Annotated in this window: 25 protein-coding genes; 9 read left to right on the top strand and 16 right to left on the bottom strand. The window is 55.0% G+C overall.

Annotation, left to right across the window (positions count from 1 at the left end; translation table 11 throughout):
* Nucleotides 1-28: 28 nt before the first annotated feature.
* The 3 genes from pfkB to ACOTY9_RS00375 all read left to right on the top strand — a co-directional run bounded on the left by pfkB (nucleotide 29) and on the right by ACOTY9_RS00375 (nucleotide 2,321).
* On the top strand, nucleotides 29-961 hold the full coding sequence (gene pfkB / locus ACOTY9_RS00385) for a 6-phosphofructokinase II (protein WP_348565743.1): 933 nt from the start codon (nucleotides 29-31) through the stop codon (nucleotides 959-961).
* A 103-nt stretch (nucleotides 962-1,064) separates the two neighbouring features.
* A complete protein-coding gene (ghoS, locus tag ACOTY9_RS00380; RefSeq protein ID WP_348565578.1) occupies nucleotides 1,065-1,355 on the top strand; it encodes a type V toxin-antitoxin system endoribonuclease antitoxin GhoS in 291 nt (96 codons plus the stop codon).
* 105 nt (nucleotides 1,356-1,460) lie between these two features.
* A complete protein-coding gene (locus ACOTY9_RS00375) occupies nucleotides 1,461-2,321 on the top strand; it encodes a fructosamine kinase family protein (RefSeq protein ID WP_348565579.1) in 861 nt (286 codons plus the stop codon).
* 36 nt (nucleotides 2,322-2,357) lie between these two features.
* On the opposite strand, the gene ACOTY9_RS00370 is transcribed toward ACOTY9_RS00375, so the two are convergent.
* On the bottom strand, nucleotides 2,358-2,894 hold the full coding sequence (locus ACOTY9_RS00370) for a YniB family protein (protein ID WP_023332771.1): 537 nt from the start codon (nucleotides 2,892-2,894) through the stop codon (nucleotides 2,358-2,360).
* A 148-nt stretch (nucleotides 2,895-3,042) separates the two neighbouring features.
* On the opposite strand from ACOTY9_RS00370, the gene hxpB reads away from it, so the two are divergent.
* The 3 genes from hxpB (at nucleotide 3,043) to tcyP (ending at nucleotide 5,924) form a co-directional block, all read left to right on the top strand.
* The gene (gene hxpB, locus ACOTY9_RS00365; RefSeq protein WP_014883484.1) at nucleotides 3,043-3,714 is read left to right on the top strand and encodes a hexitol phosphatase HxpB; all 672 of its coding nucleotides are present in this window, start codon (nucleotides 3,043-3,045) and stop codon (nucleotides 3,712-3,714) included.
* A 100-nt stretch (nucleotides 3,715-3,814) separates the two neighbouring features.
* A complete protein-coding gene (locus ACOTY9_RS00360) occupies nucleotides 3,815-4,405 on the top strand; it encodes a metal-dependent hydrolase (protein WP_348565580.1) in 591 nt (196 codons plus the stop codon).
* A gap of 127 nt (nucleotides 4,406-4,532) precedes the next feature.
* Complete coding sequence (gene tcyP, locus ACOTY9_RS00355) at nucleotides 4,533-5,924, top strand: cystine/sulfocysteine:cation symporter (protein ID WP_014883482.1); 1,392 nt, start codon at nucleotides 4,533-4,535, stop codon at nucleotides 5,922-5,924.
* Between the two features lie 50 nt (nucleotides 5,925-5,974).
* Here tcyP and cedA read toward each other — a convergent pair whose 3' ends face one another.
* Nucleotides 5,975-6,250: a cell division activator CedA gene (gene cedA, locus ACOTY9_RS00350; RefSeq protein ID WP_226862265.1), complete on the bottom strand. Its 276-nt coding sequence runs from the start codon at nucleotides 6,248-6,250 to the stop codon at nucleotides 5,975-5,977.
* 167 nt (nucleotides 6,251-6,417) lie between these two features.
* Here cedA and katE point away from each other — a divergent pair, with 167 nt between their 5' ends.
* Nucleotides 6,418-8,667, top strand: coding sequence for a catalase HPII (gene katE, locus ACOTY9_RS00345; RefSeq protein WP_023338256.1), 2,250 nt, complete (start codon nucleotides 6,418-6,420; stop codon nucleotides 8,665-8,667).
* Between the two features lie 92 nt (nucleotides 8,668-8,759).
* Here katE and chbG read toward each other — a convergent pair whose 3' ends face one another.
* The 7 genes from chbG to osmE all read right to left on the bottom strand — a co-directional run bounded on the left by chbG (nucleotide 8,760) and on the right by osmE (nucleotide 14,610).
* On the bottom strand, nucleotides 8,760-9,509 hold the full coding sequence (chbG, locus tag ACOTY9_RS00340; RefSeq protein ID WP_023332766.1) for a chitin disaccharide deacetylase: 750 nt from the start codon (nucleotides 9,507-9,509) through the stop codon (nucleotides 8,760-8,762).
* Nucleotides 9,510-9,520: 11 nt separating this feature from the next.
* On the bottom strand, nucleotides 9,521-10,876 hold the full coding sequence (locus ACOTY9_RS00335) for a 6-phospho-beta-glucosidase (protein ID WP_348565582.1): 1,356 nt from the start codon (nucleotides 10,874-10,876) through the stop codon (nucleotides 9,521-9,523).
* Between the two features lie 110 nt (nucleotides 10,877-10,986).
* Nucleotides 10,987-11,829 (bottom strand): transcriptional regulator ChbR, encoded by an 843-nt coding sequence (gene chbR / locus ACOTY9_RS00330; protein ID WP_071819744.1) that lies wholly within the window; start codon nucleotides 11,827-11,829, stop codon nucleotides 10,987-10,989.
* A 5-nt stretch (nucleotides 11,830-11,834) separates the two neighbouring features.
* The gene (gene chbA / locus ACOTY9_RS00325; RefSeq protein WP_047626501.1) at nucleotides 11,835-12,182 is read right to left on the bottom strand and encodes a PTS N,N'-diacetylchitobiose transporter subunit IIA; all 348 of its coding nucleotides are present in this window, start codon (nucleotides 12,180-12,182) and stop codon (nucleotides 11,835-11,837) included.
* A 47-nt stretch (nucleotides 12,183-12,229) separates the two neighbouring features.
* Nucleotides 12,230-13,588 (bottom strand): PTS N,N'-diacetylchitobiose transporter subunit IIC, encoded by a 1,359-nt coding sequence (chbC, locus tag ACOTY9_RS00320; protein WP_014883475.1) that lies wholly within the window; start codon nucleotides 13,586-13,588, stop codon nucleotides 12,230-12,232.
* Between the two features lie 78 nt (nucleotides 13,589-13,666).
* The gene (chbB, locus tag ACOTY9_RS00315) at nucleotides 13,667-13,984 is read right to left on the bottom strand and encodes a PTS N,N'-diacetylchitobiose transporter subunit IIB (protein WP_014883474.1); all 318 of its coding nucleotides are present in this window, start codon (nucleotides 13,982-13,984) and stop codon (nucleotides 13,667-13,669) included.
* Between the two features lie 281 nt (nucleotides 13,985-14,265).
* Nucleotides 14,266-14,610, bottom strand: a complete 345-nt coding sequence (gene osmE / locus ACOTY9_RS00310; RefSeq protein ID WP_010430142.1) for an osmotically-inducible lipoprotein OsmE — start codon at nucleotides 14,608-14,610, stop codon at nucleotides 14,266-14,268.
* 232 nt (nucleotides 14,611-14,842) lie between these two features.
* On the opposite strand from osmE, the gene nadE reads away from it, so the two are divergent.
* Nucleotides 14,843-15,667, top strand: a complete 825-nt coding sequence (gene nadE / locus ACOTY9_RS00305; protein WP_023332763.1) for an ammonia-dependent NAD(+) synthetase — start codon at nucleotides 14,843-14,845, stop codon at nucleotides 15,665-15,667.
* 179 nt (nucleotides 15,668-15,846) lie between these two features.
* Nucleotides 15,847-16,725: an excinuclease Cho gene (cho, locus tag ACOTY9_RS00300; protein WP_014883472.1), complete on the top strand. Its 879-nt coding sequence runs from the start codon at nucleotides 15,847-15,849 to the stop codon at nucleotides 16,723-16,725.
* Here the strand turns inward: cho and ves are convergent.
* The 7 genes from ves to ACOTY9_RS00265 all read right to left on the bottom strand — a co-directional run bounded on the left by ves (nucleotide 16,703) and on the right by ACOTY9_RS00265 (nucleotide 24,410).
* Nucleotides 16,703-17,260 carry an environmental stress-induced protein Ves gene (ves, locus tag ACOTY9_RS00295; protein WP_014883471.1) on the bottom strand — a complete coding sequence of 186 codons (558 nt, stop codon included), beginning with the start codon at nucleotides 17,258-17,260 and terminating at the stop codon, nucleotides 16,703-16,705. The two genes, cho and ves, sit on opposite strands and share 23 nt — an antisense overlap.
* A gap of 297 nt (nucleotides 17,261-17,557) precedes the next feature.
* Nucleotides 17,558-18,049 (bottom strand): ATP-independent periplasmic protein-refolding chaperone Spy, encoded by a 492-nt coding sequence (gene spy / locus ACOTY9_RS00290; RefSeq protein ID WP_047027189.1) that lies wholly within the window; start codon nucleotides 18,047-18,049, stop codon nucleotides 17,558-17,560.
* Nucleotides 18,050-18,386: 337 nt separating this feature from the next.
* Nucleotides 18,387-19,352: a succinylglutamate desuccinylase gene (gene astE, locus ACOTY9_RS00285; RefSeq protein WP_348565583.1), complete on the bottom strand. Its 966-nt coding sequence runs from the start codon at nucleotides 19,350-19,352 to the stop codon at nucleotides 18,387-18,389.
* Nucleotides 19,353-19,362: 10 nt separating this feature from the next.
* Nucleotides 19,363-20,688 carry an N-succinylarginine dihydrolase gene (astB, locus tag ACOTY9_RS00280; protein WP_023332760.1) on the bottom strand — a complete coding sequence of 442 codons (1,326 nt, stop codon included), beginning with the start codon at nucleotides 20,686-20,688 and terminating at the stop codon, nucleotides 19,363-19,365.
* Nucleotides 20,675-22,162 (bottom strand): succinylglutamate-semialdehyde dehydrogenase, encoded by a 1,488-nt coding sequence (gene astD, locus ACOTY9_RS00275; RefSeq protein WP_348565584.1) that lies wholly within the window; start codon nucleotides 22,160-22,162, stop codon nucleotides 20,675-20,677. Before astD ends, astB begins: the two co-directional genes overlap by 14 nt.
* A complete protein-coding gene (gene astA / locus ACOTY9_RS00270) occupies nucleotides 22,159-23,193 on the bottom strand; it encodes an arginine N-succinyltransferase (RefSeq protein WP_023332758.1) in 1,035 nt (344 codons plus the stop codon). Before astA ends, astD begins: the two co-directional genes overlap by 4 nt.
* Nucleotides 23,190-24,410 carry a succinylornithine/acetylornithine transaminase gene (locus ACOTY9_RS00265; protein ID WP_348565585.1) on the bottom strand — a complete coding sequence of 407 codons (1,221 nt, stop codon included), beginning with the start codon at nucleotides 24,408-24,410 and terminating at the stop codon, nucleotides 23,190-23,192. Before ACOTY9_RS00265 ends, astA begins: the two co-directional genes overlap by 4 nt.
* Nucleotides 24,411-24,569: the final 159 nt, after the last annotated feature.

The raw sequence follows: 24,569 nt of genomic DNA, 5'->3' as shown, positions 1-24,569 counted from the left end.
AAAGAACCCATACTAAAAGGAGGTTATGATGGCTTCTATTTATACGCTGACACTCTCCCCTTCCCTCGACTCCGCGACTATCACCCCGCACATTTACCCTGAAGGTAAACTACGCTGTAGCGCCCCTGTGTTTGAGCCGGGCGGCGGCGGCATTAACGTGGCGCGCGCCATTACCCATCTTGGCGGTAAAGCCACCGCCATATTCCCTGCCGGGGGCGCCACGGGGGAACATCTTGTCTCTTTGCTGGCGGATGAACAGGTTGCCGTAGACACCGTAGCGGCCCAGGACTGGACCCGGCAGAATCTGCATGTCCACGTCGAATCCAGTGGGGAGCAGTATCGTTTCGTGATGCCGGGCGCCAGACTGAGCGATGATGAGTTTCGTCAACTTGAAGAGAAGGTACTGACCATTGAAAGCGGCTCACTGCTGGTTATCAGCGGTAGTCTGCCGCCAGGCGTCAAAACGGAAAAGCTGACGGCGCTGGTTAAGGCAGTGCTTCAGCGTGGTATCCGCTGCATCGTCGACAGCTCAGGTGAAGCCCTGCAGGCAGCGTTAGTCCCCGGGCATCTTGAACTCGTTAAACCTAACCAGAAAGAGCTTAGCGCGCTTGTGAATCGCGAACTTAACCAGCCTGATGACGTGCGTACCGCCGCAGAAGAACTGGTTCGCAGCGGCAAAGCGCACCGCGTGGTCGTCTCTCTCGGTCCTCAGGGGGCACTAGCTGTCGACAAGACGGGCTTTGTGCAGGTTGTGCCGCCGCCCATGAAAAGCCAGAGTACCGTGGGTGCGGGCGACAGCATGGTCGGCGCGATGACGCTAAAACTGGCACAGGGCGCTTCTCTTCTGGAAATGACGCGTTATGGCGTCGCGGCGGGGAGTGCCGCCACCATTAATCAGGGGACGCGGCTGTGTTCGCTTGCCGATACGCAGAAAATCGTCGATTACCTTTCAAAAGACTGACCTCTATTCCCCTTCCCAATCGAAGGGGAATTTACCTTAAAGTCGCCAAATATGGCATATCGACTATGCTAAAAAAACTTTCAGAATAACAACGAGGTGAATTATGAGCAGTGGTGATATCACCCGCTATGTCACAACCATCAATCTTCGTGAAGCGTCACTGACCGAGCTGAACGAGCTCAATAACGCCTTTACTCGCGCGAATTTTCTGCTCACGCTGACGGACGATGACGGCCATATTCATGATTTAGGCACGCTGACATTTGGTTTGATCGCGGCCCTGAGTGAAGAAGACGTTCACGCCCTTGCCGCCAGCCTGGTGGAAAGTGTGACCGACAAGCCCGCCGACATCACCGTGGAAACGTGGGAAAGCTGGCACAAAAAAGAACAATAAGTGCGCTGCATGAATTTAAACCGCTCAGGTGTGCGTTAGTTCGTATTTTTTTACCGCAATTATGCGCTAACTTTATGATCTGGCAGACAACATGGGAGAGTCAACATGTGGCAGGCTATCAGTCATCTTTTAAGTGAGCAACTGGGTGAAGGTGAAATTGAACTGCGTAACGAACTGCCAGGCGGAGAGATCCACGCCGCGTGGCATTTACGCTACGCAGGACGCGATCTTTTCGTGAAGTGTGATGAGCGAGAACTGCTCCCGATATTCACCGCTGAAGCCGACCAGCTGGAACTGTTGTCTCGCAGTAAAACGGTGACAGTACCGCAGGTGCTGGCTCTCGGCAGCGACCGGGACTACAGTTTCCTTGTCATGGACTATCTCCCTCCCCGCCCGCTGGATGCCCATAACGCCTTCATTCTCGGGCAACAGCTCGCGCGCCTGCACCAGTGGAGCGACCAGCCCCAGTTTGGGCTCGATTTTGACAACGACCTTTCCACTACCCCACAGCCCAACGCCTGGCAGCGTCGGTGGTCGACGTTTTTTGCCGAACAGCGCATCGGATGGCAGCTTGAACTGGCCGCCGAAAAAGGGCTGGAATTTGGCAATATTGATGCCATCGTTGAGCATGTACAACAGCGCCTGGCCTCCCATCAGCCGCAGGCATCTCTGCTGCACGGCGATTTATGGTCCGACAACTGCGCGCTGGGTCCCAACGGCCCCTATATCTTCGACCCGGCCTGCTACTGGGGTGACAGAGAGTGCGATCTGGCCATGCTGCCCCTGCATCCAGAGCAGCCCCCGCAAATATATGATGGCTATCAGTCAGTCTCCCCTCTGCCGTCCGGTTTTCTCGAGCGCCAACCGGTGTATCAGCTTTATACGCTGATGAACCGCGCTATCCTTTTTGGCGGGCAGCATCTGGTCAACGCCCAGCGTGCGCTTGAACGCGTACTTGCGGCATAGGGACAAATCGGGTGGCCGTGCCGCCACCCTCATCTGTCAGAGAAAACCCAGCAGAGAGAAGAAGAAGTATCCCGCCACAATGATGATAATGGGGAGAATATAGAGCGGGAAAATTTGCAGGAAAATGGTGTGACGCGGTACCACAATGCGGGATTCAATCTGCTCCCGGCTCATTCCTTCCGGGCCTTTCGCCTGTTCCAGAATTAACTGATCCTCAACGCCTTCGCGCAGAAAACGGGTCTGGCGACTCATTCGCGCACCGGATGCCTGTAACGCCATGGCAATAAAAATCAACGCATAGATGACCCAGAACCCAATATTAAGCTGCTGGTGAAAATCCGGCGTTGGCGAGTTGAACCAGAAGACATTCAGGAACGGGGTGTTGAACCGCATCATCTCAATCATGACATGCGCAAAATCAAGCATGACGGCATTAATGCCTGGCTGTTTTTCGCTGTGATCGTACATAAATTTGAGCACAGAAATCAGCGTAGAGATGACGGCGGGAATAAAAATCACCCAGCCAGCAATACGTTTTAAGACAGCAATGCGTCCAGCTTGTTGATACGTCATCAGTTCCTCTTCATAAAGACGCGTTATTTGTGGCTAAGTCTACCTGCTGGACAGCATTTTCGCCCGATCTTTGAAAGCAATATGCTAAATTGCTAAGTGTGCTTAGCACTTATCGTCTGTCGAACACCCTGGATAAGGAGACGTTGTGATGTCGACACCGCGCCAGATACTTGCCGCTATTTTTGACATGGATGGATTACTGATTGATTCCGAGCCGTTGTGGGATCGCGCCGAGCTGGACGTGATGGCCAGCCTGGGCGTTGATATCAGCCGCCGTAATGAACTTCCCGACACGCTGGGCCTGCGCATTGATATGGTCGTAGACCTCTGGTACGCCCATCAGCCGTGGAGTGGCCCAGATCGCGACGAAGTCACCGCGCGCATTATCAGCCGCGCCATCGCGCTGGTGGAGGAGAACAAGCCGCTATTGCCTGGCGTGCGTGAAGCGGTCGCGTTGTGTAAGGCTCAGGGGCTGAAGGTGGGCCTGGCCTCCGCTTCACCGCTGCATATGCTGGAAAAAGTGCTCATTATGTTTGAGCTGCGCGACAGTTTTGACGCCCTGGCGTCAGCTGAAAAATTGCCCTACAGCAAACCGCACCCGCAGGTCTATATGGACTGTGCCGCTAAGCTGGGTCTTGATCCGCTTACCTGTGTCGCGCTGGAAGATTCCGTTAACGGCATGGTCGCGTCCAAAGCCGCACGTATGCGCTCCATTGTGGTTCCGGCAGAGGAAGGCCGCCACGATCCCCGTTTTGCCCTTGCCGATGTGAAGCTTAATTCGCTGACAGAACTCACGGCGCATCACCTTAAGGGCGGCTAACAACATGCTCCATTTGTGACAAACAGTTACACCGTCACCTCTTCCGCCTACTGTATAAAAACCCTATACTGTATGAATTGACAGTTTCGTGGGTTTTATCATGACGGCGGAAGGCCACCTCCTTTTTTCCATAGCGTGCGCAGTATTTGCCAAAAACGCTGAACTCACTCCCGTGCTCGCACAGGGGGACTGGTGGCATATTGTCCCTTCCGCCGTATTGACCTGTCTGCTGCCCGATATTGATCATCCCAAATCATTTCTTGGACAACGCCTGAAGTGGGTATCGAAACCCATCGCCCGCGCGTTCGGCCACCGGGGGTTTACGCACAGCCTGCTGGCCGTTTTTGGGCTGCTTACCCTTTTTTATTTAAAAGTGCCCGAAAGCTGGATCGTCCCTGCTGATGCCATTCAGGGGATGGTGCTCGGCTACTTAAGCCATATTCTTGCAGATATGCTGACGCCCGCTGGCGTTCCACTTCTCTGGCCGTGTCGCTGGCGCTTTCGTTTTCCCATCCTTGCGCCACACAAAGGGAACCAGCTTGAGCGCGTATTGTGCATGGCGCTCTTCGCTTACGCCGTCTGGATGCCACAGACATTGCCCGAAAACAGTGCAGTGCGCTGGTCTTCGCAGATGATCAATTCGCTGCAATTTCAGTTCAATCGCTTTATTCATCACCAGATTGAACAGTAAACCAACAAAATCATTCCGTTTGTCATAAACCATTCCATTTGGATATAAGCGCGACATCACACTTCTGCTAACCTTCCGCCAACAGGATCGGGAAAAACCGATCCCATAATAAATCAGGAGAACGGGGATGAATTTTCCACTCATCGCGAACGTTGTTGTGTTCGTTGTATTGCTATTGCTTCTCGCGCAGACGCGCCACAAACAGTGGAGCCTGGCGAAAAAAGTGCTGGTTGGTCTGGCCATGGGTGTCGTATTTGGTCTGGCGTTGCAGGCGATTTATGGCTCCGATAATCCAGTTCTGAAAGACTCTATTCAGTGGTTCAACATTGTCGGCAACGGCTATGTCCAGCTGCTGCAGATGATCGTGATGCCGCTGGTGTTCGCCTCTATTCTGAGTGCCGTTGCCCGCCTGCATAACGCCACTCAACTGGGTAAAATCAGTTTTTTGACCATTGGTACCCTGCTGTTTACCACGCTGATTGCCGCGCTGGTGGGGGTGCTGGTAACCAACCTGTTTGGCCTGACGGCCGAAGGTCTGGTGCAGGGCACGGCTGAAACGGCACGCCTGACCGCGATTCAAACCAACTACGTGGGTAAAGTGGCCGATCTGACGGTTCCGCAGATGGTGCTCTCCTTCATTCCGAAGAACCCGTTTGCTGACCTGACCGGCGCCAGCCCAACGTCCATCATCAGCGTGGTGATCTTCGCGGCATTCCTCGGTGTGGCCGCACTGAAGCTGCTGAAAGACGATGCGCCGAAAGGCGAGCGTGTGCTGACGGCGATTGATACCCTGCAAAGCTGGGTGATGAAGCTGGTGCGTCTGGTCATGCAGCTGACGCCATACGGCGTGCTGGCGCTTATGACCAAAGTGGTTGCGGGCTCTAACCTGCAGGACATCATTAAGCTGGGCAGTTTTGTCGTCGCCTCTTATCTGGGCCTGGGCATCATGTTCGTGGTGCACGGTATCCTGCTGGGCGTGAACGGCGTCAGCCCGCTGAAATACTTCCGCAAAGTCTGGCCGGTACTGACCTTTGCCTTCACCAGCCGCTCCAGCGCCGCGTCTATTCCACTGAACGTTGAAGCGCAGACCCGTCGCCTGGGCGTGCCAGAATCTATCGCCAGCTTCTCTGCGTCCTTTGGTGCCACCATCGGCCAGAACGGCTGTGCGGGTCTCTACCCGGCGATGCTGGCGGTGATGGTTGCCCCGACCGTGGGTATCAACCCTCTGGATCCGGTCTGGATCGCCACGCTGGTCGGCATTGTGACCATCAGTTCCGCCGGTGTTGCCGGTGTTGGTGGCGGCGCGACCTTCGCTGCGCTGATTGTGCTGCCTGCACTGGGTCTGCCAGTAACGCTGGTCGCGCTGCTGATCTCCGTTGAACCGCTGATCGACATGGGTCGTACCGCGCTGAACGTGAGCGGCTCCATGACCGCCGGTACGCTGACCAGCCAGTGGCTGAAGCAGACCGACAAAGCCATTCTGGAAAGTGAAGACGACGCCGAACTGGCGCACCGGTAATAATCGCCGGGAAATAAAAAAACCGCCTGATGGCGGTTTTTTTATGGCTGTTATTCTTCAACCTCTTCATCCTGGCGGATTTGCACCGCCCATCGCTGGGCAGACTCCGGCACGGAAAACGTCGGCGATCGACGGAAATGCTCCCCCATCAGGACAAACGCCACATATTTACCACGAAGCTGCCAGACATCACGAAAACCCTCCACTTTCAGGGCATGGTCAGGCGGCGCGGGTTCCACGCGGGGCACATAGCTAATAACCTGGCGGTTTTGTTGACGAAGAGGTTTCATAAGCGACGGGTTCACTAAAGCAAATTCTTGAAGCAGGAAAATTCTATGATAGCCGATTCTGCTCCCTTCCGTCGCGCACCGAATGGCTGAGAGGGCTCCTTTCGTTAATGGCGGCATGTGAAAACTCTTAGTTCGCGAGCTATCTCACGACATTGTTCTATCCTTAATAGGGTTTTTAGCAATGGATAAAGGAGAAGCGTGCAATGTCGAACAAAGATAATACACATCAATCACCAATTCATGGCACTGAAGAATCTCAACCGGGTATGGACTCTCTCGCCCCTGCTGACGGCTCTCACCGCCCCTCGCCAGGCCCTTCCGCCCCCGGCGAACAGCCTACCGCACCGGGAAGCATGAAATCGCCGGACACCGGGAACGAGAAGCTGAAATCGCTTGAGCCACACCGTAAAGGTGGTGAAGGTTTTGCACTCACGACCAATCAGGGCGTGCGCATTGCTGACGATCAAAACTCTCTTCGCGCCGGCTCGCGCGGCCCCACCCTGCTGGAAGACTTTATCCTGCGGGAAAAAATTACCCATTTCGACCACGAGCGAATTCCGGAACGTATCGTTCACGCGCGCGGCTCGGCTGCGCATGGCTACTTCCAGCCGTACAAGAGCCTGAAAGCGATCACCAAAGCAGATTTCCTCTCCGACCCGGATAAAATTACCCCGGTGTTTGTCCGATTCTCCACCGTACAGGGGGGCGCGGGTTCGGCAGACACGGTGCGTGATATTCGCGGTTTCGCCACCAAGTTTTATACCGAAGAGGGTATTTTTGATCTGGTGGGCAATAACACCCCGGTGTTTTTCATTCAGGATGCGCATAAATTTCCTGACTTTGTCCATGCGGTAAAACCGGAGCCCCACTGGGCCATACCGCAGGGACAAAGTGCGCACGACACCTTCTGGGACTATATCTCTCTGCAACCTGAAACGTTACACAACGTGATGTGGGCGATGTCTGACCGGGGTATTCCGCGCAGCTATCGCACGATGGAGGGGTTTGGTATTCACACCTTCCGTATGATTAACGCGGAAGGAAAAGCCACGTTCGTCCGGTTCCACTGGAAGCCGGTGGCGGGCAAAGCCTCGCTGGTGTGGGATGAGGCGCAGAAGCTGACCGGGCGCGATCCAGACTTCCATCGTCGTGAGCTGTGGGAGTCCATTGAAGCCGGCGATTTCCCTGAATATGAACTGGGCCTGCAGCTCATTCCGGAAGAGGACGAATTTAAGTTTGATTTCGACCTTCTTGACCCGACCAAACTGATCCCCGAGGAGCTGGTGCCGGTTCAACTGGTGGGGAAAATGGTGCTCAACCGTAACCCGGATAATTTCTTTGCCGAGAACGAGCAGGCCGCGTTCCACCCGGGGCATATCGTGCCTGGACTGGATTTCACCAACGATCCGCTCTTACAGGGACGTTTGTTCTCGTACACCGATACGCAGATCAGCCGCCTTGGCGGGCCGAACTTCCACGAAATTCCAATTAACCGTCCGACCTGCCCGTACCACAATTTCCAGCGCGACGGGATGCATCGTCAGGATATTGATACCAATCCGGCTAACTACGAGCCTAACTCGATCAACGATAACTGGCCGCGCGAAACACCGCCAGGCCCGAAACGCGGAGGTTTTGAGTCGTACCAGGAGCGTATCGATGGCAACAAAATTCGCGAGCGCAGCCCTTCCTTCGGCGAGTATTACGCCCATCCTCGCCTGTTCTGGAACAGCCAGACGCCGATTGAGCAGCAGCACATCATCGGCGGCTTTAGCTTCGAGTTAAGTAAGGTGGTGCGCACCTACATCCGCGAGCGCGTGGTCGATCAGCTTGCGCACATTGATATTCAGCTCGCCCAGAGCGTGGCGGATAACCTGGGTATTACCCTCACCGACGAGCAGCGCAACCTTGCTCCGCCAAAAGAGGTCAACGGCGTGAAGAAAGATCCGTCGCTGAGTCTGTATGCGGTGCCAGGTGGCTCAATTAAAGGCCGCGTGGTCGCCATCCTGCTGAACGATAAAACCCGGGCCAGTGACGTACTGGGCATTATGCAGGCGCTGAAAACCCAGGGCGTACACGCCAAACTGCTTTATTCCCGAATGGGTGAAGTGACGGCTGATGACGGTTCCGTGCTGCCGGTGGCTGCGACCTTTGCCGGGGCACCCTCGCTGACCGTCGATGCGGTGATTGTGCCGTGCGGGGATATTGCCAGCCTGTTGACCAACGGTGACGCCGTCTATTACCTGCTGGAAGCTTATAAGCACCTGAAACCGATCGCGTTGTCCGGCGATGCGCGTCAGTTTAAAGCGCAGCTGAAGGTTGCCGAGCAAGGTGAGGACGGCATTGTCGAGGGCGATAACGTGGACGACGCCTTTATGACGAAGCTGTTTGACCTGCTCGCCGCGCACCGCGTCTGGTCACGCAGCAGCAAGATTGACCAGATCCCGGCGTAAAAAAAGCCGGGTGGCGCTTGCGCTTACCCGGCCTACAACAGTTTGCAGGTCGTTCGTAGGCCGGGTAAGGCGAAGCCGCCCCCCGGCACTTCTCACAGATCCCGGAATGTCCCCAACCGATACCCACGTTCGGCAATCGCGTATTTCAGCGACGGCGACGTCAGCACATCCAGCTCCGCCAGGCGCGGCCAGCAGTACGCGCTCTTGCGCACGATATTATCGACAAATGCGGGGTGCGCCATGACCTCCAGTGACTTTTCTCCCCGGGCTGCAGAATCATCCAGCACCTTCAGGAACAGCGCTTCGTCGATCGCCTCGCCGTAAAACGCGCTGCTGAACCCTGCGGTGGTTGTCACCGCACTGTCCGGCAACCCTTGCACCTCACGATCCACGCGCATCGCTACGCCTTTGCGTTGAGCAAACGCCGCAACGATCGGGAAAATTGCCGGGATCATATGCACGTGGTGATGGCTGTCGATGTGTGTTGGCAGATCACCAAACAGATCAGCAAAGCGGTTGAACTGACAGTCCAGCTCGCGGGCAATCTCTTCCAGCGGCAGAGCGTCCTGCTCCGCCTGTTCCCAAATCCATTTACCTAACTGTCCGTCACGGGTCAGGCCCGGCATTGGCGTAAGCGGCATACCGAGCGTCAGCACAAAATGCATCCCGACGCCCAGCTCAGGCACGTCGCGGCTTAGCTGCGCCGCATGTTCAACCGCTTCACCATTAACCAGTGCCGTAGTGGATGTCACAACCCCCCGGCGACAGGCTTCAATAATGCCGTAGTTCTGACCTTTCGAGAGGCCAAAATCATCAGCATTAACGATCAGCAGGTTTTCCATTGTGCGTCCTCTCAGTGGTGTTTGAACTTCAGCTTCTCGATCGTGGCGGCGAAGTTCGGCAACCATTTTTCATGCGCCAGGATCATCTCTGCTGCAAGCTGCTCCGCATCGCGGTCGGAATGCACCAGCGGGCTGAGGTTCAGTGCCAGAAGCACGTCATTCAGCTCGCCGCTCAGCGCCGCCTGACTTGCCGCCACTTCAAAGCCTTTAATGGTGTGGATCAGACCCATGACTTTGTCATCAAAATGAGTAATGCGCGGATGCGGTTTAGCGCCATCGCGTCCCAGAATGCAGGTCATCTCAACGGCCCAGTCAGCCGGGATATTGTCGATGTGGCCGTGGTGCGGCACGTTAACATAGTGCTCCGCCTGCTTGTCGTTGTAGATGGCGTTAATCACTTCACACGCCGCATCGGAATAATAGGCCCCGCCGCGCTGCTCAAGCTCTTTCGGCTTGACGTTCAGGTTCGGATCTTTATACAAGTCGAACAGCTGCTTCTCAACTTTCTGAACGATTTGCGCCCGCGCGCCCCCCTTGTAATACTCGCCCATTTCGATGGCCAGCATCTCTTTCTGCTTGAAGTAATAAAGCAGGTAGGAGCACGGCAGCAGATTCAACGAGCGGATCAGCCCTTCGCTGAACGGCAGGTCAAAGATGTTTTTCACAGACGCAGCGGTCAGACGACCCGAGGCGACCCCGTCCAGCAGTTCAGCAAAACGCGATGTTCCGTTCACGATGACATCTTTAATGAACACCATATGGTTCAAACCGAACAGATCGATAGAGAGATCGTCATTATCGTTCAGTTCCAGCACGTCACGGATAAACATTTTCATGCCGACTGGAATATTACAGACGCCAATAAAGCGCCTGAAACCGGTATGACGATAAACCGCTTCGGTCACCATCCCTGCCGGGTTAGTGAAGTTAATCACCCACGCGTCTGGACAGATTTCCTGCACGTCTTTAACGATGTCGAAAATAACCGGAATGGTACGCAGGCCCTTGAACAGGCCACCGGCACCGTTAGTTTCCTGACCGAGATAACCGTGGCTCAACGGAATACGCTCGTCCAGTTCACGTGCTTTCAACTGGCCAACGCGCAGCTGGGTGGTCACGAAATCTGCATCTTTCAGCGCCAGTCGACGATCCAGCGTTTTATGCACGGTCAGAGGTACGCCCGCTTTCTCAACCATGCGTTGGCACAGGTCGAAAATAATATTCAGCTTCTCCTGACCTTCCTCCACGTCCACCAGCCATAATTCGCTGACCGGTAATTCATGATAACGTTTCAGAAAACCTTCAAGTAATTCCGGGGTATAGCTGCTGCCGCCACCAATGGTTACGACTTTTAATTTCTTTTGCATAATATCTCCCTTTGCGTATCAGGTTAATCGCCTGCAAGGTATAGCGTACTCTTCCCGCTATTTGGGCAAGCCATTAAAGCAATATTCGTGGCGGATAAATCCGCCGAAAGTTAATTCATTACCGTCAAACTTTTGCGGTAACTGTTCGGGGTGAATGACGTTAATTTCTTAAACGTTTTAATAAACAGGCTGGGGCTACTGTATCCCGATTCGTAAGCAATATCGGTGACCGAGTAGTTAGTAATTTCCAGCTGTTTTTTGGCAAAGTTAATGCGGATGTCATTAATAATTTGCACAGGTGTTTTACGATAATACCGCTGCGTCGCGCGGGTCAGATATTCCTGGGATTTTCCCGACAGGGAAACCATATTCTCCAGCGCATTGTCACTGAACTGGGCTTTATCGTGCATCAGTTCAACAGTGCTGCGCAGCCACTGTGGAATATCATCCGTCACCTGCTGCTCTTCACGATGATGACGCAGCCGGTTCATCACATAGAAAGTCACCGTTTCAATAAACTCGTCAAATTCATTTTCACGGAAGTTAAGCGAGGCAATAACCGTTTCAATCCAGGTCATGAACTCGTTTTTCACGCGATAAACCTGAGACGCCACAAAGCAGAACGGTACCAGCGGCAGATAGTGCTTTTCAAAGAAGCGCCTGCTGACGCCGACATTCAGAATGCGGGTTGCACCGAATTCGTAAAAGCTCTGGTGATAGGACCCCATCGGCAGGAAGACAAAATCCCCTCGCTCAAGCAGGACGCGCTTACCGTTGATCTCCTGGTAGTAGCGGCCGGTCAGAACAATCGTGAACTCGTAGTAGTCATGCTGGTGCAGACCACTGGCGCTCTCCGTCTTGTTGTAGATAACCACGTGAAAATTTTTGCCATTAAACAGCTGCTGTTCAAGTGCGGTTTTAATTTCCATCGTGCTGACCTCCTGCTGCAACATCCGACTTAGTGCATTTTCTCGTGAAGCTCAATCAACTCCGCCACCAGCTCGCGCGCCAGCATGGAGGTCATCAGGTGATCCTGCGCGTGTACCAGCACCAGGCTGACCTTCATCTTCCCTTCACCCTGATCGTTTTCAATAAGCTTTGTCTGCACCAGGTGCGCTTCGTTCAGCGCGGTACGGGACTGCTCCATCATGGTTTTCGCGGCGGCAAAATCACCCTGCTTGGCCTGCTTCAGTGCGGCATACGCCAGGCTGCGGGCCTGCCCGGAGTTGATGATAAGCCCCATCACCACTTCTTCAAGATCGTTCTCTGCGGCGTCGTCTGCGACGATACTATCCAAATCTAACATGTTTAAGCTCCTTGTGGCTGACGCGGGTTTCCCCGCGTCGGTCAATCTTAGAATTTCAGTGAGAGGGCAATGTCCTCTTCGCTCTCTTCTTCATCAATGATGGTGGCAGCTTTGTTCGCAATCGCCACGAATGGCATGTAGAGCAGGGTCGCAATCCCGAGGTTGAATATCGCCAGCAGGAAGGCCGCGACGCTACCGTTGGTATTGAAGAACGCGCCCAGCCCCGCTGGCATGGTCCACGGTGCAATGTTGGTCACCGGCGGAATAATGCCCATGTAGTAAGCCGTCAGGGTGATGGCTGCCAGCAGTGGTTGAACCAGGATGAACGGAATGAACATGACCGGGTTCATGATGATTGGCAGGCCAAACAGAATCGGTTCGTTAATCTGGAAGATACCTGATGGCAGCGCCAGTTTAGCTACCTGACGATAGTCAGCACGACGAGAGACAATAAAGACCGCGATGATCAGACCCAAGGTCGCCCCGGTACCACCCAGGAAGATATAGGAGTCAAGCATCGGCTTCGCCCACACATGGAAGGTTTTACCTGCTGCCAGCGCCGCGTCAACGGAGCCGTACTGCTGGTAAAGTGCCACGTTTTCCAGTGCCCACGGGGTCATAATTCCGCTATCCAGCGCAGCCAGTGCCAGTGAACCATGTACGCCGAAGAACCACAGCAGAGAGGTGAAAATCACATACGCCCAACCGACCACACCACCCATCGACGCCAGCGGCGTGGAGATAGAATCCATGATGATCTGGTGGAAGTTCGTGCCCCAGTGAGAGAGCGCCCAGGCAATAATCCCCATAATGGAGAGAATAATAAAGCCCGGAATCAACGCGGAAAATGAACGAGAAACGGACGTCGGTACGCTATCCGGCAAGCGGATAACCCAGTTGCGACGAATAATAAAGGTGAACATTTCCGCCACCACCAGACCGATAACAATACCGGAGATGATGTTCGCCCCACCCAACCAGTTGGCGCCGACGGCATACGCCTCCCCTACGCTGTAAGGTGTGACGGTCATAAATGCAGCAACGGATAATAACCCGGCAGCCAGCGGATCCACTTTTCGCTCTTCTGCCAGTGCCATGCCAATAAAGAAAGGCGCCATCAGCGACATAATACCTAACGTACCGTTATATACGTTGCCGCCGATGGCTTTAAAACCATTAAGGGTTTCAATTGTGGAAGCGTCTAACCGAATGCCTAATGAATAAAAGAAGGAACCTTCACCAAAGCTCAGAAAAACGTTGTTAATTAAAACGAACATGGCCCCGGCCAGCGTCAACGGCATTAATTTAATAAAGCCGTTTTTAATGGCATTAACGTGAGGCTGCTTTCCTATTTTAACAGCAAAAGGAAGGAGTACCTTTTCAAGTGAAGCGATGACTTTACTCATAGGTAAATACCCTTAAATGCCGTAACTCGTGTTACGGCGTATTGTGTGTGAAATAACTCTTTGACGGGAAAAATAAAATTAATTAGCAGCTTTTTTAATGGCTGCCACAGCAGCTTTCAGAACACCTAAACCATCAATCTTGCCATACAGCCCCGAGTCGATCACTTCGACCGGTTTGTTGGGTAGCAGTCGTTGTATTTCGGGCAACATATAGGCGATTTGCGGCCCCAGTAAAACAACATCGGCTTTCTGGCCTTTCTCGCCCGCCAGCGTTTCTGGAAACGCTTCAATCACCACAGGGACTTCATACTTTTCAGCCTGCGCACGCATCTTTGACACCAGCAGTGAGGTTGACATGCCCGCTGAGCAGAACAGGTAGATATGTTTCTTTTCCATCGTAATTTCCCTCTTGTAGGTCTACCTGCCATCGCGCTATCACTCGACTTGCTGTCCCGGCAGACAGGTAGTTTGCATACTGTTGTTTGTCGTTGGAGTGAGTATACGCAATGGTACAGACAGGGGATAATTCTGAACAGGTTGAAATTGTCTCTCATTGACCTGGCTTGTTGACTACCTTCACATTTCGGGCAAATAATTCGCGCAAAGAAATAAGATTTACGTATACACAAAAAAACCGGCCCATGGGCCGGTTCGTTAACATCTTCAGACAAGCTGGCTTACTGAGCCTTTGGAGCCTGGGGATCGGTGTCGTATTCAGCACAGGTCTGATAACCGGAGTTAATAACATGACCAGTGTCATCCAGGGCGACAAAGTAGGTCTCTGCCTTACCATCACGTTGACCCAGGATATAGGTCTGGCAGGTCCCTTTCGCATGAATCATTGTCACTTCAGAAGAAGGTTTACCGGCGATCGCAGCGACCTGCGAACGGGTCATCCCTTTTTTAACGTCTTTAACCACGGGCTGTGTAAACTGATCCTTGGTGCGATCGTAAGCCGTACACCCTGCCAGCATCGTCAGTACTGCCGCTGCGCTAAGAATTCCTGCTACGTTCTTGTTCATATTCCGTCCTCTTGTTTATCAGCGTGTTATCTAAGCATGGAATAAAAAGTACTATTGTTCAACTTTGTGAATTACGCCAGACGAATTTCGGAAAATTCTAATAAAACAACGATAACCTGCTAAATCGGCGCAAATTAGCGCACTCGAAACTGTGATCCTTGTCGTTTCTCGTCCAAAGGGTTAGTTTTAACAGTTAACACATTCTGTTTATGTTCTGCATATGGAGGGCGTGATGGCTCTGCAACACGAGATTATTCAGGCACTGGGCGCGAAGCCCGCGGTAGATGCACATGAAGAGATCCGCCGTAGCGTGGATTTTTTAAAATCGTACTTAAGAAAGAACGCTTTCCTGAAATCCCTGGTGCTGGGCATCAGCGGCGGGCAGGACTCCACCCTGACCGGTAAACTCTGTCAGATGGCGATTTCAGAGCTTCGCGAAGAAACGGGCGATGAGAAATTGCAGTTTATCGCCGTGCGTCTTCCCTATGGCGTGCAGGCCGATGAACAGGATTGCCAGGATGCCATCGCGTTCATCCAGCCCGATCGCGTACTCACCGTCAATATTAAAGGGGCGGTGCTGGCAAGCGAGCAGGCACTGCGCGAAGCGGGCATTGAGCTGAGCGATTTTGTTCGCGGCAACGAGAAAGCTCGTGAGCGTATGAAAGCCCAGTACAGCATCGCCGGAATGACCAAAGGCGTGGTTGTCGGCACCGACCATGCGGCAGAAGCCATCACCGGTTTCTTCACCAAATATGGCGATGGCGGCACCGACATTAACCCGATTTTCCGTCTGAACAAGCGTCAGGGTAAACAGCTGCTTGCCGCGCTGGGCTGTCCTGAGCACTTGTATAAAAAGGCACCGACGGCGGATCTGGAAGACGATCGCCCTTCCCTGCCGGATGAAGCGGCCCTTGGCGTCACCTATGACAATATTGATGATTATCTGGAAGGCAAACAGCTGGATGAAGGTACCGCGAAGATCATTGAAAGCTGGTATCTGAAAACCGAACACAAGCGCCACACGCCGATTACGGTGTTTGACGACTTCTGGAAATAAAAGCAAAACGGCAACCCCGTTGCCGTTTTTAATGTTTGCGCCCTCTCCCGTGGGAGAGGGTTGGGGTGAGGGCAACAGACCGCACGATGTGGCCGGGTAAGGCGTAGCCGCCACCCGGCTCTTTTTTAACCACAGCGCACCTGCTACACTGTATACCTGAACAGTATACGGAGTAATATGTGAGCAGGCGTCAATCCGCCCCGCGTCTTGAGTTTGAAGCGGCGGCTATCTACGAGTATCCCGAGCACCTTCGCCCCTGGCTTGAGGCGCTGCCAAAACAGCCTGGCGTGTACATTTTTCACGGTGAAAGCGACACCTTGCCGCTTTATATCGGCAAAAGCGTCAATATTCGCAGCCGGGTGTTATCCCACCTGCGTACCCCGGATGAGGCCGCCATGCTGCGCCAGTCGCGGCGTATCACCTGGTTTCAGACGGCGGGAGAAATGGGTGCGCTGTTGCTGGAGGCCCGGCTGATAAAAGAGCAACAACCGCTCTTTAATAAGCGCCTGCGCCGCAACCGTCAGCTTTGTTCCCTGCAGATCAGCGACGGTAAGCCGCAGGTGGTTTACGCCCGCGACGTCGATTTTTCTCATGCGCCAAACCTTTTTGGATTATTTGCCAACAAACGCGCGGCCCTTCAGGCTCTGCAAACACTGGCCGACGAGCTACAGCTTTGCTACAGCCTTTTAGGTTTAGAAGGCACCACGCGTGGCCGCGCCTGTTTTCGCTCCGCGCTGAAGCGCTGCGCAGGCGCCTGCTGCGGCAAAGAGAGCGTTGAGGCGCATCACGCCCGCCTCCTGAGCGGTCTTGCGGCCATCAGCATCAACTGCTGGCCGTGGGAGGGCGCCGTGGCGCTAAAAGAAGTGGGTGAAACGATGACGCAGTATCACATCGTCAATAACTGGCTCTGGCTGGGGGCTGTCGATGATTTAAGCGACGCGGCAACCCTGTTACGCACCCCCGCCGGGTTCGATCAGGATGGTTATAAAATCCTCTGCAAGCCCGTTTTAACCGGCAAGTTTGAGGTCATTATGCTCAGTGACCCGGCAGCCAGTTAATTTCACTGAACAGCAGGGTACCCTGAGACTCCAGCAAACGCAGAGTATGGGTCCCCTCCTCCCAGCTGGCGCCCTGATCGGCCGTCAGCAGTTTATCACCCAGCTGCCACGCCCCGCTTAGCACAAACACCACGCCGCCACGCGAGCCAAACGTAGTAAAGGTACGGTCGGCAACGCGCACTTTCGCCTTGCAGCAGTCACGCCGGGTCATAATGTTGAAGTCCATCGCCATCCTGCCATCGGAAAGCAATGCCTTTACCGGCAAATCGCCGGCAAAATGGTAAGGTTGATGCGGTTTAAGAGTATGGCGGAACGCCTGTCCGGCATCCAGCGTCACCTCCCCGCCCTCCAGCAAGGTAATGACCCGGTCAACTCCGGGAAAAGCGGAGAATTCGCCGTTGCTGGCGATCGTCGCAATACTGGCTCGCCAGCAAAAATCGCGCGTTGCGGGAGGGATACAACAAATTTCTCGCGTTTCGCCAGCACCATTACGCCAGAGGCTGACCGGCATTTTACGGATATCAAAGAACTCCATCACCACTCCTGAATGGCACAACCCGTGCCAGGGCAAGGATATCGCTACCCTTGCAGTCTTGTTTGTTATCGTTAGGTATTCACAGACACAGTATCGGCAGCAAAGCGGGCAGGCCTTAGCGGAACGTCAATAAAATTGCTAACGCCATGACTCTACAAACATTCTCTGAAGCGACTACAGGAGAATACCGCGCTGGCAGCGGCAGACAAGAGGGCAGGAAAGAAAAACCGCCGGTCCTGTCCACAGCGGTTGCGCTTTTGTGGACAGGATCCCGGCGGTCTTAAGATGTTGAACCGATTATTCGGTCGGTGCTGGCATTTTACCTTCCATCGCCGGACGTTCTGTCAGACGCTTCTCAAAATTGGCATTAAACTGTTTTTTCTGTTCCGGGGTCAGAATGTTGTAGATCTTGTTCTGGGTTTCCATGTGGGCCAGCATGCGGGCTTTATGCTGCTCGGCCATTTTGTCGATCTGCGCTTCGGCTTTCGCCTTATCGAAGGTGTCGCTGGCAATGATGTCATGCATTGCGCGGCGCTCTTCCAGCGGAGGACGCTTCATCTGGTCGCGCTGGCTTTTCATGATGTCGCGGATCTGCTGCTTCTGCGCATCCGTCAGGTTGAGCCCCTTAAACATCATCATCTCGTTGTGCATACCCGGGCCTTTATGATGCATCATCATTTTGCCTTCGGCCGGTGCGCCAGTCGTGGTTGCGGTATCTGCGGCGAACGCCATGCTGGTAGCGCCCAGAGCCAGGGTAGAAGCAACAAACAGTGCAGTAAACTTACGCATAATTTATTTCCTTTCTTTCAGTTATTCTTCGGCGCTGTGCCGTGTTGACGAGATTAACTTTACGGGGTTTATCGTCAATTAGTCAGAGCAACAGTAAAACAATGAAAGTGTAAAAAACAATTTTTCGCCAAATGTGGAGGAAATAAGGATAAAGCGTGGAGAGTTGCAACAAAAAATATTCAAAACGATGAATTTAAAGCAATTTCGAAAAAGTATAGCGAAGTGAAGATGAATAATAAAGCAATTCACCAGGAATATTCCGCAAAACAAGGACCAGCGCTTTAAACGTTAAGAAACGTTTTTACTTTCCCCTCCCGGATGATGAGAGGGGAAAGGTTCATGATATTTTTTCCAGCATCAGACCCGCTCGCAGGCCAAACGCGACGGTAGGGTTAGGGAACAACACATATTCCGTTGTTTTCTGCACTTCGTAACGTTCTTCCCCATCTTCCGCCAGCAGCGCTCCTTTGCGAAACGGCGTGAAGTTCAGGGTGTGCGCGGCCATATGAAGCTGGAAAGCATCGCTGCGGCGGGTGATCTGCTGTACGACGCGATACCGTTCAACGGGCGGATGCTCATGGTCGGGAGCCTCGCCCCCGAGCAGAGCCCGCAGCGCGAGATGCGTGGGAGCAAAACGCGTCAGATCGTTCTCACCGAAAGGAAGCGCTTTTCCCAGTTCCAGCGTACAGGCCAGGGCAGCAAAATGTTCGCAGGTAAAATGGGTAAACGTTCCGCCCGGCGACTGATGAAAGACCAGCGCCTCCAGCCCGGCGTCCCCCAGCCAGCGCAGAAAAGCTTCATCCCAGGGCTGATTCCGCTGCGGTAACACGCCAAAGCGCACATGGTAAGACGCGCGGATCGCGGTATGGAGATCAAGATGCCAGCGCACTGGCCCCGCCGTGGAGAAAAACGCGGTCACGACATTCTCAAGCCACGCGGCCCTTGCCGTTTCTTCACTTTGCGGAAACTGCGACCAGCGACCGCCAAACATGCGGTTAATGTCACTCACCAGGTAACGTTTGTTTTGCGCCAGCGCAGGCGGATTGCCCAGCACCACCAGTACGCGACACGTAAGGGTGATATCTCCGCGATATAACGCCCCCAGTAGCAAATCGACAATCTCAACGGGCGCCGTTTCATTGCCGTGAATGCCCGTTGAAAGCAGCAGCGATAGCTCGCTGTCGGTAATCGGCGTCAGCTCAAGCACCCCGCGCCCCAGCCACCGCCAGCGGAATGAGGGGCCGTCCCCCTCTGTCTGTTCCGGCGTTTCATCGGCCAGGGTCAGCGCCAGTAAATTTTCCATACCCACTCCTTTAGCGCTGGAACGGATAAACCGATCCCAGTTGCAGGATTGATGTCAACGCGTCCAGCGCCTCGCGCCCTTCACGCAGAAGCTGCGGGTCAATCAGATCCGCCTGCGTTAACCGGTCGCGATAGTAGCGATCCACCCAGTCATTAAGGGTGGTAAACAGCGCTTCGTTCATCATGACTGCCGGGTTAACGGCCTGCATTTCATTCGGCGTTAATACCACGCGCAGACGCAGGCAGGCAGGACCGCCGCCGTTAGCCATGCTTTCACGCAGATCAAACACGCGCAGTTCGTCAATGGGGTTATCGGCCTTAACCAGTTGCGTCAGGTATTGCCAGACGCCTTTATGATCCTGTGACTCCTGCGGTAGCACCAGCATCATGCTGCCGTCATCGCGGCTCAGCAGCTGGCTGTTGAACAGATACGTTTCAACCGCGTCCTGCACGCTGACGGCCTGCGTGGGCACCTGAATGGGCATAAAGCCGGGTACGCGTTCGCGCAGTGTCGCGAGCAGTTTCTCCTGATGCGCAAACGCCTGCTCATGGCAGAACAGCACCTGACGGTTGGAAACGGCAATCACGTCGTTATGGAACACGCCCTGGTCAATCACCTGCGGATTCTGCTGGGCAAAAATCACCTGTGAAGGATTGACCTGGTTCAGGCGAGCGACCGCCTGGCTGGCGGCCAGCGTCTGGCGGGCAGGATAGCGAACGGGGGCAGAATGACCGCCCTCCTCGCGCCCGTAGATAAACACCTGTACGCCAGGCTCGCCATAGTCGCCTCCGAGACGGTTATGGTTGGCCGCGCCTTCGTCGCCGAACATCGCCACCTGCGGCAGAGCCTGATGCACCTCAAAATGGGCGTCATGGTTGAAAATAGCGCGCAGCACGCGCTCGGTGGTTTCCGCTTCGGTGGCGCGGTGGAATTTGTTGTTCAGGTTAGCCACCGTCAGATGGACTTTGCCATCCAGCGTATCGGCTGACGGTGCGACGGTCGCCGCGTTCGCCACCCACATAGAGGAGGCGGAGCTCGCCGCCGAGAGCAGATGTGGCGTTTGCGTGCCCGCTTTTTCGACCACCTGCTCATCACTCCCGGTAAAGCCGAGCTGGCGCAGCACCGCCACGTTCGGCCGTTCCTGCGGCGGGATTACCGCCTGTGGAAACCCGGCATCTGCCAGCGCTTTCATTTTCTGCAGGCCCTGCTTCGCCGCCAGTTTCGGGTTGGAGACCTGAAACTGATGCTTCGTCGAGGCTTCATTACCAAAGGAGAGACCGGCATAGTGGTGGGTCAGCCCCACCAGCCCGTCAAAGTTGACTTCACGCGCTTTCATGACGATCCCCTTCGCTAAAATCCAGCCCCGGACTGAGCGTCTCCGGCAGCGTCAGCGCCGGGGTTTCCAGGCTCGCCATCGGCCATGCACAGTAATCCGCGGCATACCACGCGCTGGCGCGATGGTTACCCGACGCACCCACGCCGCCGAATGGCGCGGTGCTCGCCGCACCGGTCAGCGGTTTATTCCAGTTCACAATCCCGGCGCGCGCTTCCAGCAGCAGTTGATCAAACTTCTCGCGATGCGGCGAAATGAGTCCGCTCGACAGGCCATAGCGGGTGTTGTTTGCCATCGCAATCGCCGCATCAAAATCGTCGTAACGCCAGACGCACAGCAGCGGGCCAAAGACCTCTTCATCCGGCACGTTGCTCGCGCCGCTCATCTCAACAATACCCGGCGTCAGCAGCGAGGTTCCCGGCTGTACCTGCCTGGGTTCCAGCAGGGTTTTCGCGCCGCGCGCAACGTGGTTTTGCCAGGCGTTAAGCACATTCAGCGCGGCCTGTTCGGAAATCAGTCCCCCCATAAACGGCTGCGGATCGGCATCCCACGCGGCGGGGACCAGACGTGCGCTGACGTCGACCAGGCGTTTCAGGAAGGCATCCCCTTGTGCGCCTCGTTTCACCAGCAGGCGGCGGGCACAGGTGCAACGCTGTCCGGCGGTGATAAAGGCGGACTGGATCGTCAGGTGCACCGCGGCGTCAATATCATCGGGGTCTTCAACAATCAGCGGGTTGTTGCCCCCCATCTCCAGCGCCAGAATTTTTTCCGGCTGTCCCGCCAGCTGGCGATGCAGCTGATAGCCCGTTCCGGCGCTGCCGGTGAACAGCAGACCGTCAATATCGCTCAGCGCACTGAGCGCCTGACCGGTTTCACGACCGCCCTGCACCAGGTTCAGCACGCCCGGCGGCAACCCGGCCTGTTCCCACAGTTTCACCACCGCCTCGCCGGTTAAGAGGGTTAACTCGCTCGGCTTGAAAATAACGGTATTGCCCGCCAGCAGTGCGGGAACAATGTGGCCGTTCGGCAGATGTCCCGGGAAGTTGTACGGGCCAAATACCGCCAGCACGCCGTGCGGACGATGGCGCAGCGTCGCCGCGCCGTCCGGCATCTCGGTGTGTTGCTCGCCGGTGCGGGTATGGTATGCCTTTACCGAAATGGCGATTTTGTTGATCATCGCCGTCACTTCCGTTGCTGCTTCCCAGCGTGGCTTACTGGTTTCGAAAGCAATAATGCGCGTGAGCTCAGCTTTATTCGCCTCCAGCAGCCCGGCAAACGTTTCAACAATGGTCTGGCGCGTGGCGAAAGGCTGTTTGGCCCACGCCGGAAACGCACGACGCGCGGCATGACAGGCTTGTTCCACCTGGCTGGGGCTAGCGTCATTTCCCTTCCAGAGCACCTCATTGCCTACCGGATTGGTCTTTATGCGCAGCTCGCCTTCGCCCGTTACCCAGTCACCGTTAATCCATAATGTCATGCTGTTTTCTCCTCAGGGCAGAGACGCACCAGACGAACCGTATCGCCGGCGTTACATTTCAGGGCATCCAGTTCTGCAGCCGTCAGCACCAGACGTTCACATTTCGGGTTAGTCCGCACCAGCATGGCGCGGAAGTGGGTGTAGTTTTCGTTCGCCACCAGACATGCCGGCCAGTCACCTGGCGCGGGCTGACCTTCAGAGACCTCTACCAGGCGGCTTTTACGGATCGCGCGAACGCGGTCGATATCGCACTCAAGCGTCGGTCCGCCGTCAAAGATGTCGACATAGTTACGGTAGCGGAAGCCCTCTTTCTCCAGCACTGCGCGAGCTGGCGCGGTTTGCGGATGCACTTCGCCGATCACCGCCTGCGCTTCCGGGCTAAGGAAATGGGTATAGATAGGATGCTTCGGCATCAGCTCGGCAATAAAGGCTTTCTGGCCGGTGCCGCAGAGATAGTCTGCACGGCTGAACTCCATAGAGAAGAAGCGCTCGCCCAGGCTCTCCCAGAACGGCGAGTAGCCAGTGTCATCGATCACGCCGCGCATCTCGGCGACCACCTTTTCGTTAAAGCGATCGCGGAAGGCAGCCATAAACATAAAGCGCGATTTGGAGAGCAGATAACCGTTGCCCTCTTTGCGCCACGCCGGGTCAAGGAACAGCGTGCAGAGTTCGCTGGCACCCGTGTGGTCATTACAGAGAAACAGCGTCGGCAGCGCGTTATAGACGTTCAGCTCTTTCGACGCGTGAACCATGGTGCCGACGCGGTAGTTATACCACGGGTCGTTAAGACCGACGGCCACTTCAATGGCGCAGATCCCGGCCACCGTCCCCGTCTCGGTATCTTCCAGCACGAACACGTAGCCCTGTTCGCTTTTTGGCAACGTCCCCTGCCAGGTTTGCAGGGCGCGCTCAATGCGCGCCGACAGCGTTTTTTCATCGGCAGGAAGCGAGGTCAGCCCGCCTCCCGTCTTACCGGCAAGCTGCATGAGCCCGGCGATATCGCCGCGCTCAACGGGACGGATGACCATCATGATGACACCCCGGACTTCACTTTTTCACACGCCAGTGCAAATCGATCCAGACCGGTTTGCACCTCTTCCTCGCTGACAATCAGCGCGGGAGCAAAACGCACCACGTTGGCACCGGCAATCAGCACCATCACGCCCATTTTTGCCGCTTCCTGTGAAATAAGTTTAGCTTTTCCGGCAAACTCAGGGGTGAGCTCGCAGCCAATTAACAGCCCCAGGCCGCGAATTTCCTTGAACAGTCCGGTCTTGCCATTGATGGCGTTCAGGCGTTCAACAAACCAGTCGTGACGCTGCTTAACGCCCTTCAGCACCTGAGGGGTGTTAATGATGTCGAGAACCTGTCCGGCCACAGCGGTCGCCAGCGGGTTGCCGCCGTAGGTGGTGCCATGGGTGCCCACGGTCATCACGCTGGCGAATTTATCGGTCGTCAACGTGGCCCCAATCGGGAAGCCGCCGCCCAGCGCTTTGGCGGTTGAGAGAATATCCGGCGTCACGCCGTAGTGCATATACGCATACAGCTCGCCGGTGCGGCCGACGCCGGTCTGTACTTCGTCGAAAATCAGCAGCGCATTATGGCGATCGCACAATTCGCGCAGCCCCTGAAGGAATGCTTTTTGCGCCGGAAGCACGCCGCCCTCGCCCTGCATCGGTTCGACGATCACCGCGCAGGTGGTGTCGTTAATCAGTTCGCTGGCAGACTGCAGATCGTTATAGATGCCGTGGCGAATATCCGGCGGCAGCGGTGCGAAATCCTGCGAATAAGAGGGCTGACCGCCCGCGCTCACTGTAAACAGCGTGCGTCCGTGGAAGGCATTTTTAAATGCCACAATCCCGCTCTTGTGGGTACCGAACTTGTCGTGGGCATATTTACGTGCCAGCTTCAGCGCCGCTTCGTTGGCTTCCGCCCCGGAGTTACAGAAAAAGACTTTTTCGGCAAACGTCGCGTCAATCAGCTTTTTCGCCAGACGCAGCGCGGGCTCGTTGGTAAAACCGTTACCGGTATGCCAGAACTTCGCGGCCTGATCGTTCAGCGCCTGACGCAGCGCCGGATGCGCATGACCCAGCGCATTCACCGCAATCCCCCCGGCAAAGTCGATGTACTCTTTCCCCTGCTGATCCCACAGGCGTGAGCCTTCCCCGCGAACCGGAATAAACGCCGCCGGCGCGTATACCGGCATCATCCATTCATCGAAATTTTCACGCGTAATTGACAGAGACATAGCGACCTCATCCGGTAAATAAAAGGTTATTTGAATGTTAAATAATTGAGTGTTTGCACTGTGAATGTAGATTGCAGCCTTCGTGCCAGCCAGCGATAAAAATGCATAAACGGGTTGAGGCAACAGAATATCAATGAGTTATGATATGGAGTTATTCAC

The sequence above is a fragment of the Enterobacter cloacae complex sp. SHL012 genome, assembly GCF_049237505.1.
Lineage (GTDB): Bacteria > Pseudomonadota > Gammaproteobacteria > Enterobacterales > Enterobacteriaceae > Enterobacter > Enterobacter kobei.
The sequence above is the reverse complement of the archived record's forward strand: the minus strand, read 5'-3'. Positions and strand labels throughout refer to the sequence as shown.

Coding starts and splice junctions, on each gene's coding strand:
- pfkB (WP_348565743.1), top strand. CDS start 29: ATGGCTTCTATTTATACGCTGACACTCTCCCCTTCCCTCGACTCCGCG.
- ghoS (WP_348565578.1), top strand. CDS start 1,065: ATGAGCAGTGGTGATATCACCCGCTATGTCACAACCATCAATCTTCGT.
- ACOTY9_RS00375 (WP_348565579.1), top strand. CDS start 1,461: ATGTGGCAGGCTATCAGTCATCTTTTAAGTGAGCAACTGGGTGAAGGT.
- ACOTY9_RS00370 (WP_023332771.1), bottom strand. CDS start 2,894: ATGACGTATCAACAAGCTGGACGCATTGCTGTCTTAAAACGTATTGCT.
- hxpB (WP_014883484.1), top strand. CDS start 3,043: ATGTCGACACCGCGCCAGATACTTGCCGCTATTTTTGACATGGATGGA.
- ACOTY9_RS00360 (WP_348565580.1), top strand. CDS start 3,815: ATGACGGCGGAAGGCCACCTCCTTTTTTCCATAGCGTGCGCAGTATTT.
- tcyP (WP_014883482.1), top strand. CDS start 4,533: ATGAATTTTCCACTCATCGCGAACGTTGTTGTGTTCGTTGTATTGCTA.
- katE (WP_023338256.1), top strand. CDS start 6,418: ATGTCGAACAAAGATAATACACATCAATCACCAATTCATGGCACTGAA.
- chbG (WP_023332766.1), bottom strand. CDS start 9,509: ATGGAAAACCTGCTGATCGTTAATGCTGATGATTTTGGCCTCTCGAAA.
- ACOTY9_RS00335 (WP_348565582.1), bottom strand. CDS start 10,876: ATGCAAAAGAAATTAAAAGTCGTAACCATTGGTGGCGGCAGCAGCTAT.
- chbR (WP_071819744.1), bottom strand. CDS start 11,829: ATGTTGCAGCAGGAGGTCAGCACGATGGAAATTAAAACCGCACTTGAA.
- chbA (WP_047626501.1), bottom strand. CDS start 12,182: ATGTTAGATTTGGATAGTATCGTCGCAGACGACGCCGCAGAGAACGAT.
- chbC (WP_014883475.1), bottom strand. CDS start 13,588: ATGAGTAAAGTCATCGCTTCACTTGAAAAGGTACTCCTTCCTTTTGCT.
- chbB (WP_014883474.1), bottom strand. CDS start 13,984: ATGGAAAAGAAACATATCTACCTGTTCTGCTCAGCGGGCATGTCAACC.
- osmE (WP_010430142.1), bottom strand. CDS start 14,610: ATGAACAAGAACGTAGCAGGAATTCTTAGCGCAGCGGCAGTACTGACG.
- nadE (WP_023332763.1), top strand. CDS start 14,843: ATGGCTCTGCAACACGAGATTATTCAGGCACTGGGCGCGAAGCCCGCG.
- ves (WP_014883471.1), bottom strand. CDS start 17,260: ATGGAGTTCTTTGATATCCGTAAAATGCCGGTCAGCCTCTGGCGTAAT.
- spy (WP_047027189.1), bottom strand. CDS start 18,049: ATGCGTAAGTTTACTGCACTGTTTGTTGCTTCTACCCTGGCTCTGGGC.
- astE (WP_348565583.1), bottom strand. CDS start 19,352: ATGGAAAATTTACTGGCGCTGACCCTGGCCGATGAAACGCCGGAACAG.
- astB (WP_023332760.1), bottom strand. CDS start 20,688: ATGAAAGCGCGTGAAGTCAACTTTGACGGGCTGGTGGGGCTGACCCAC.
- astD (WP_348565584.1), bottom strand. CDS start 22,162: ATGACATTATGGATTAACGGTGACTGGGTAACGGGCGAAGGCGAGCTG.
- astA (WP_023332758.1), bottom strand. CDS start 23,193: ATGATGGTCATCCGTCCCGTTGAGCGCGGCGATATCGCCGGGCTCATG.
- ACOTY9_RS00265 (WP_348565585.1), bottom strand. CDS start 24,410: ATGTCTCTGTCAATTACGCGTGAAAATTTCGATGAATGGATGATGCCG.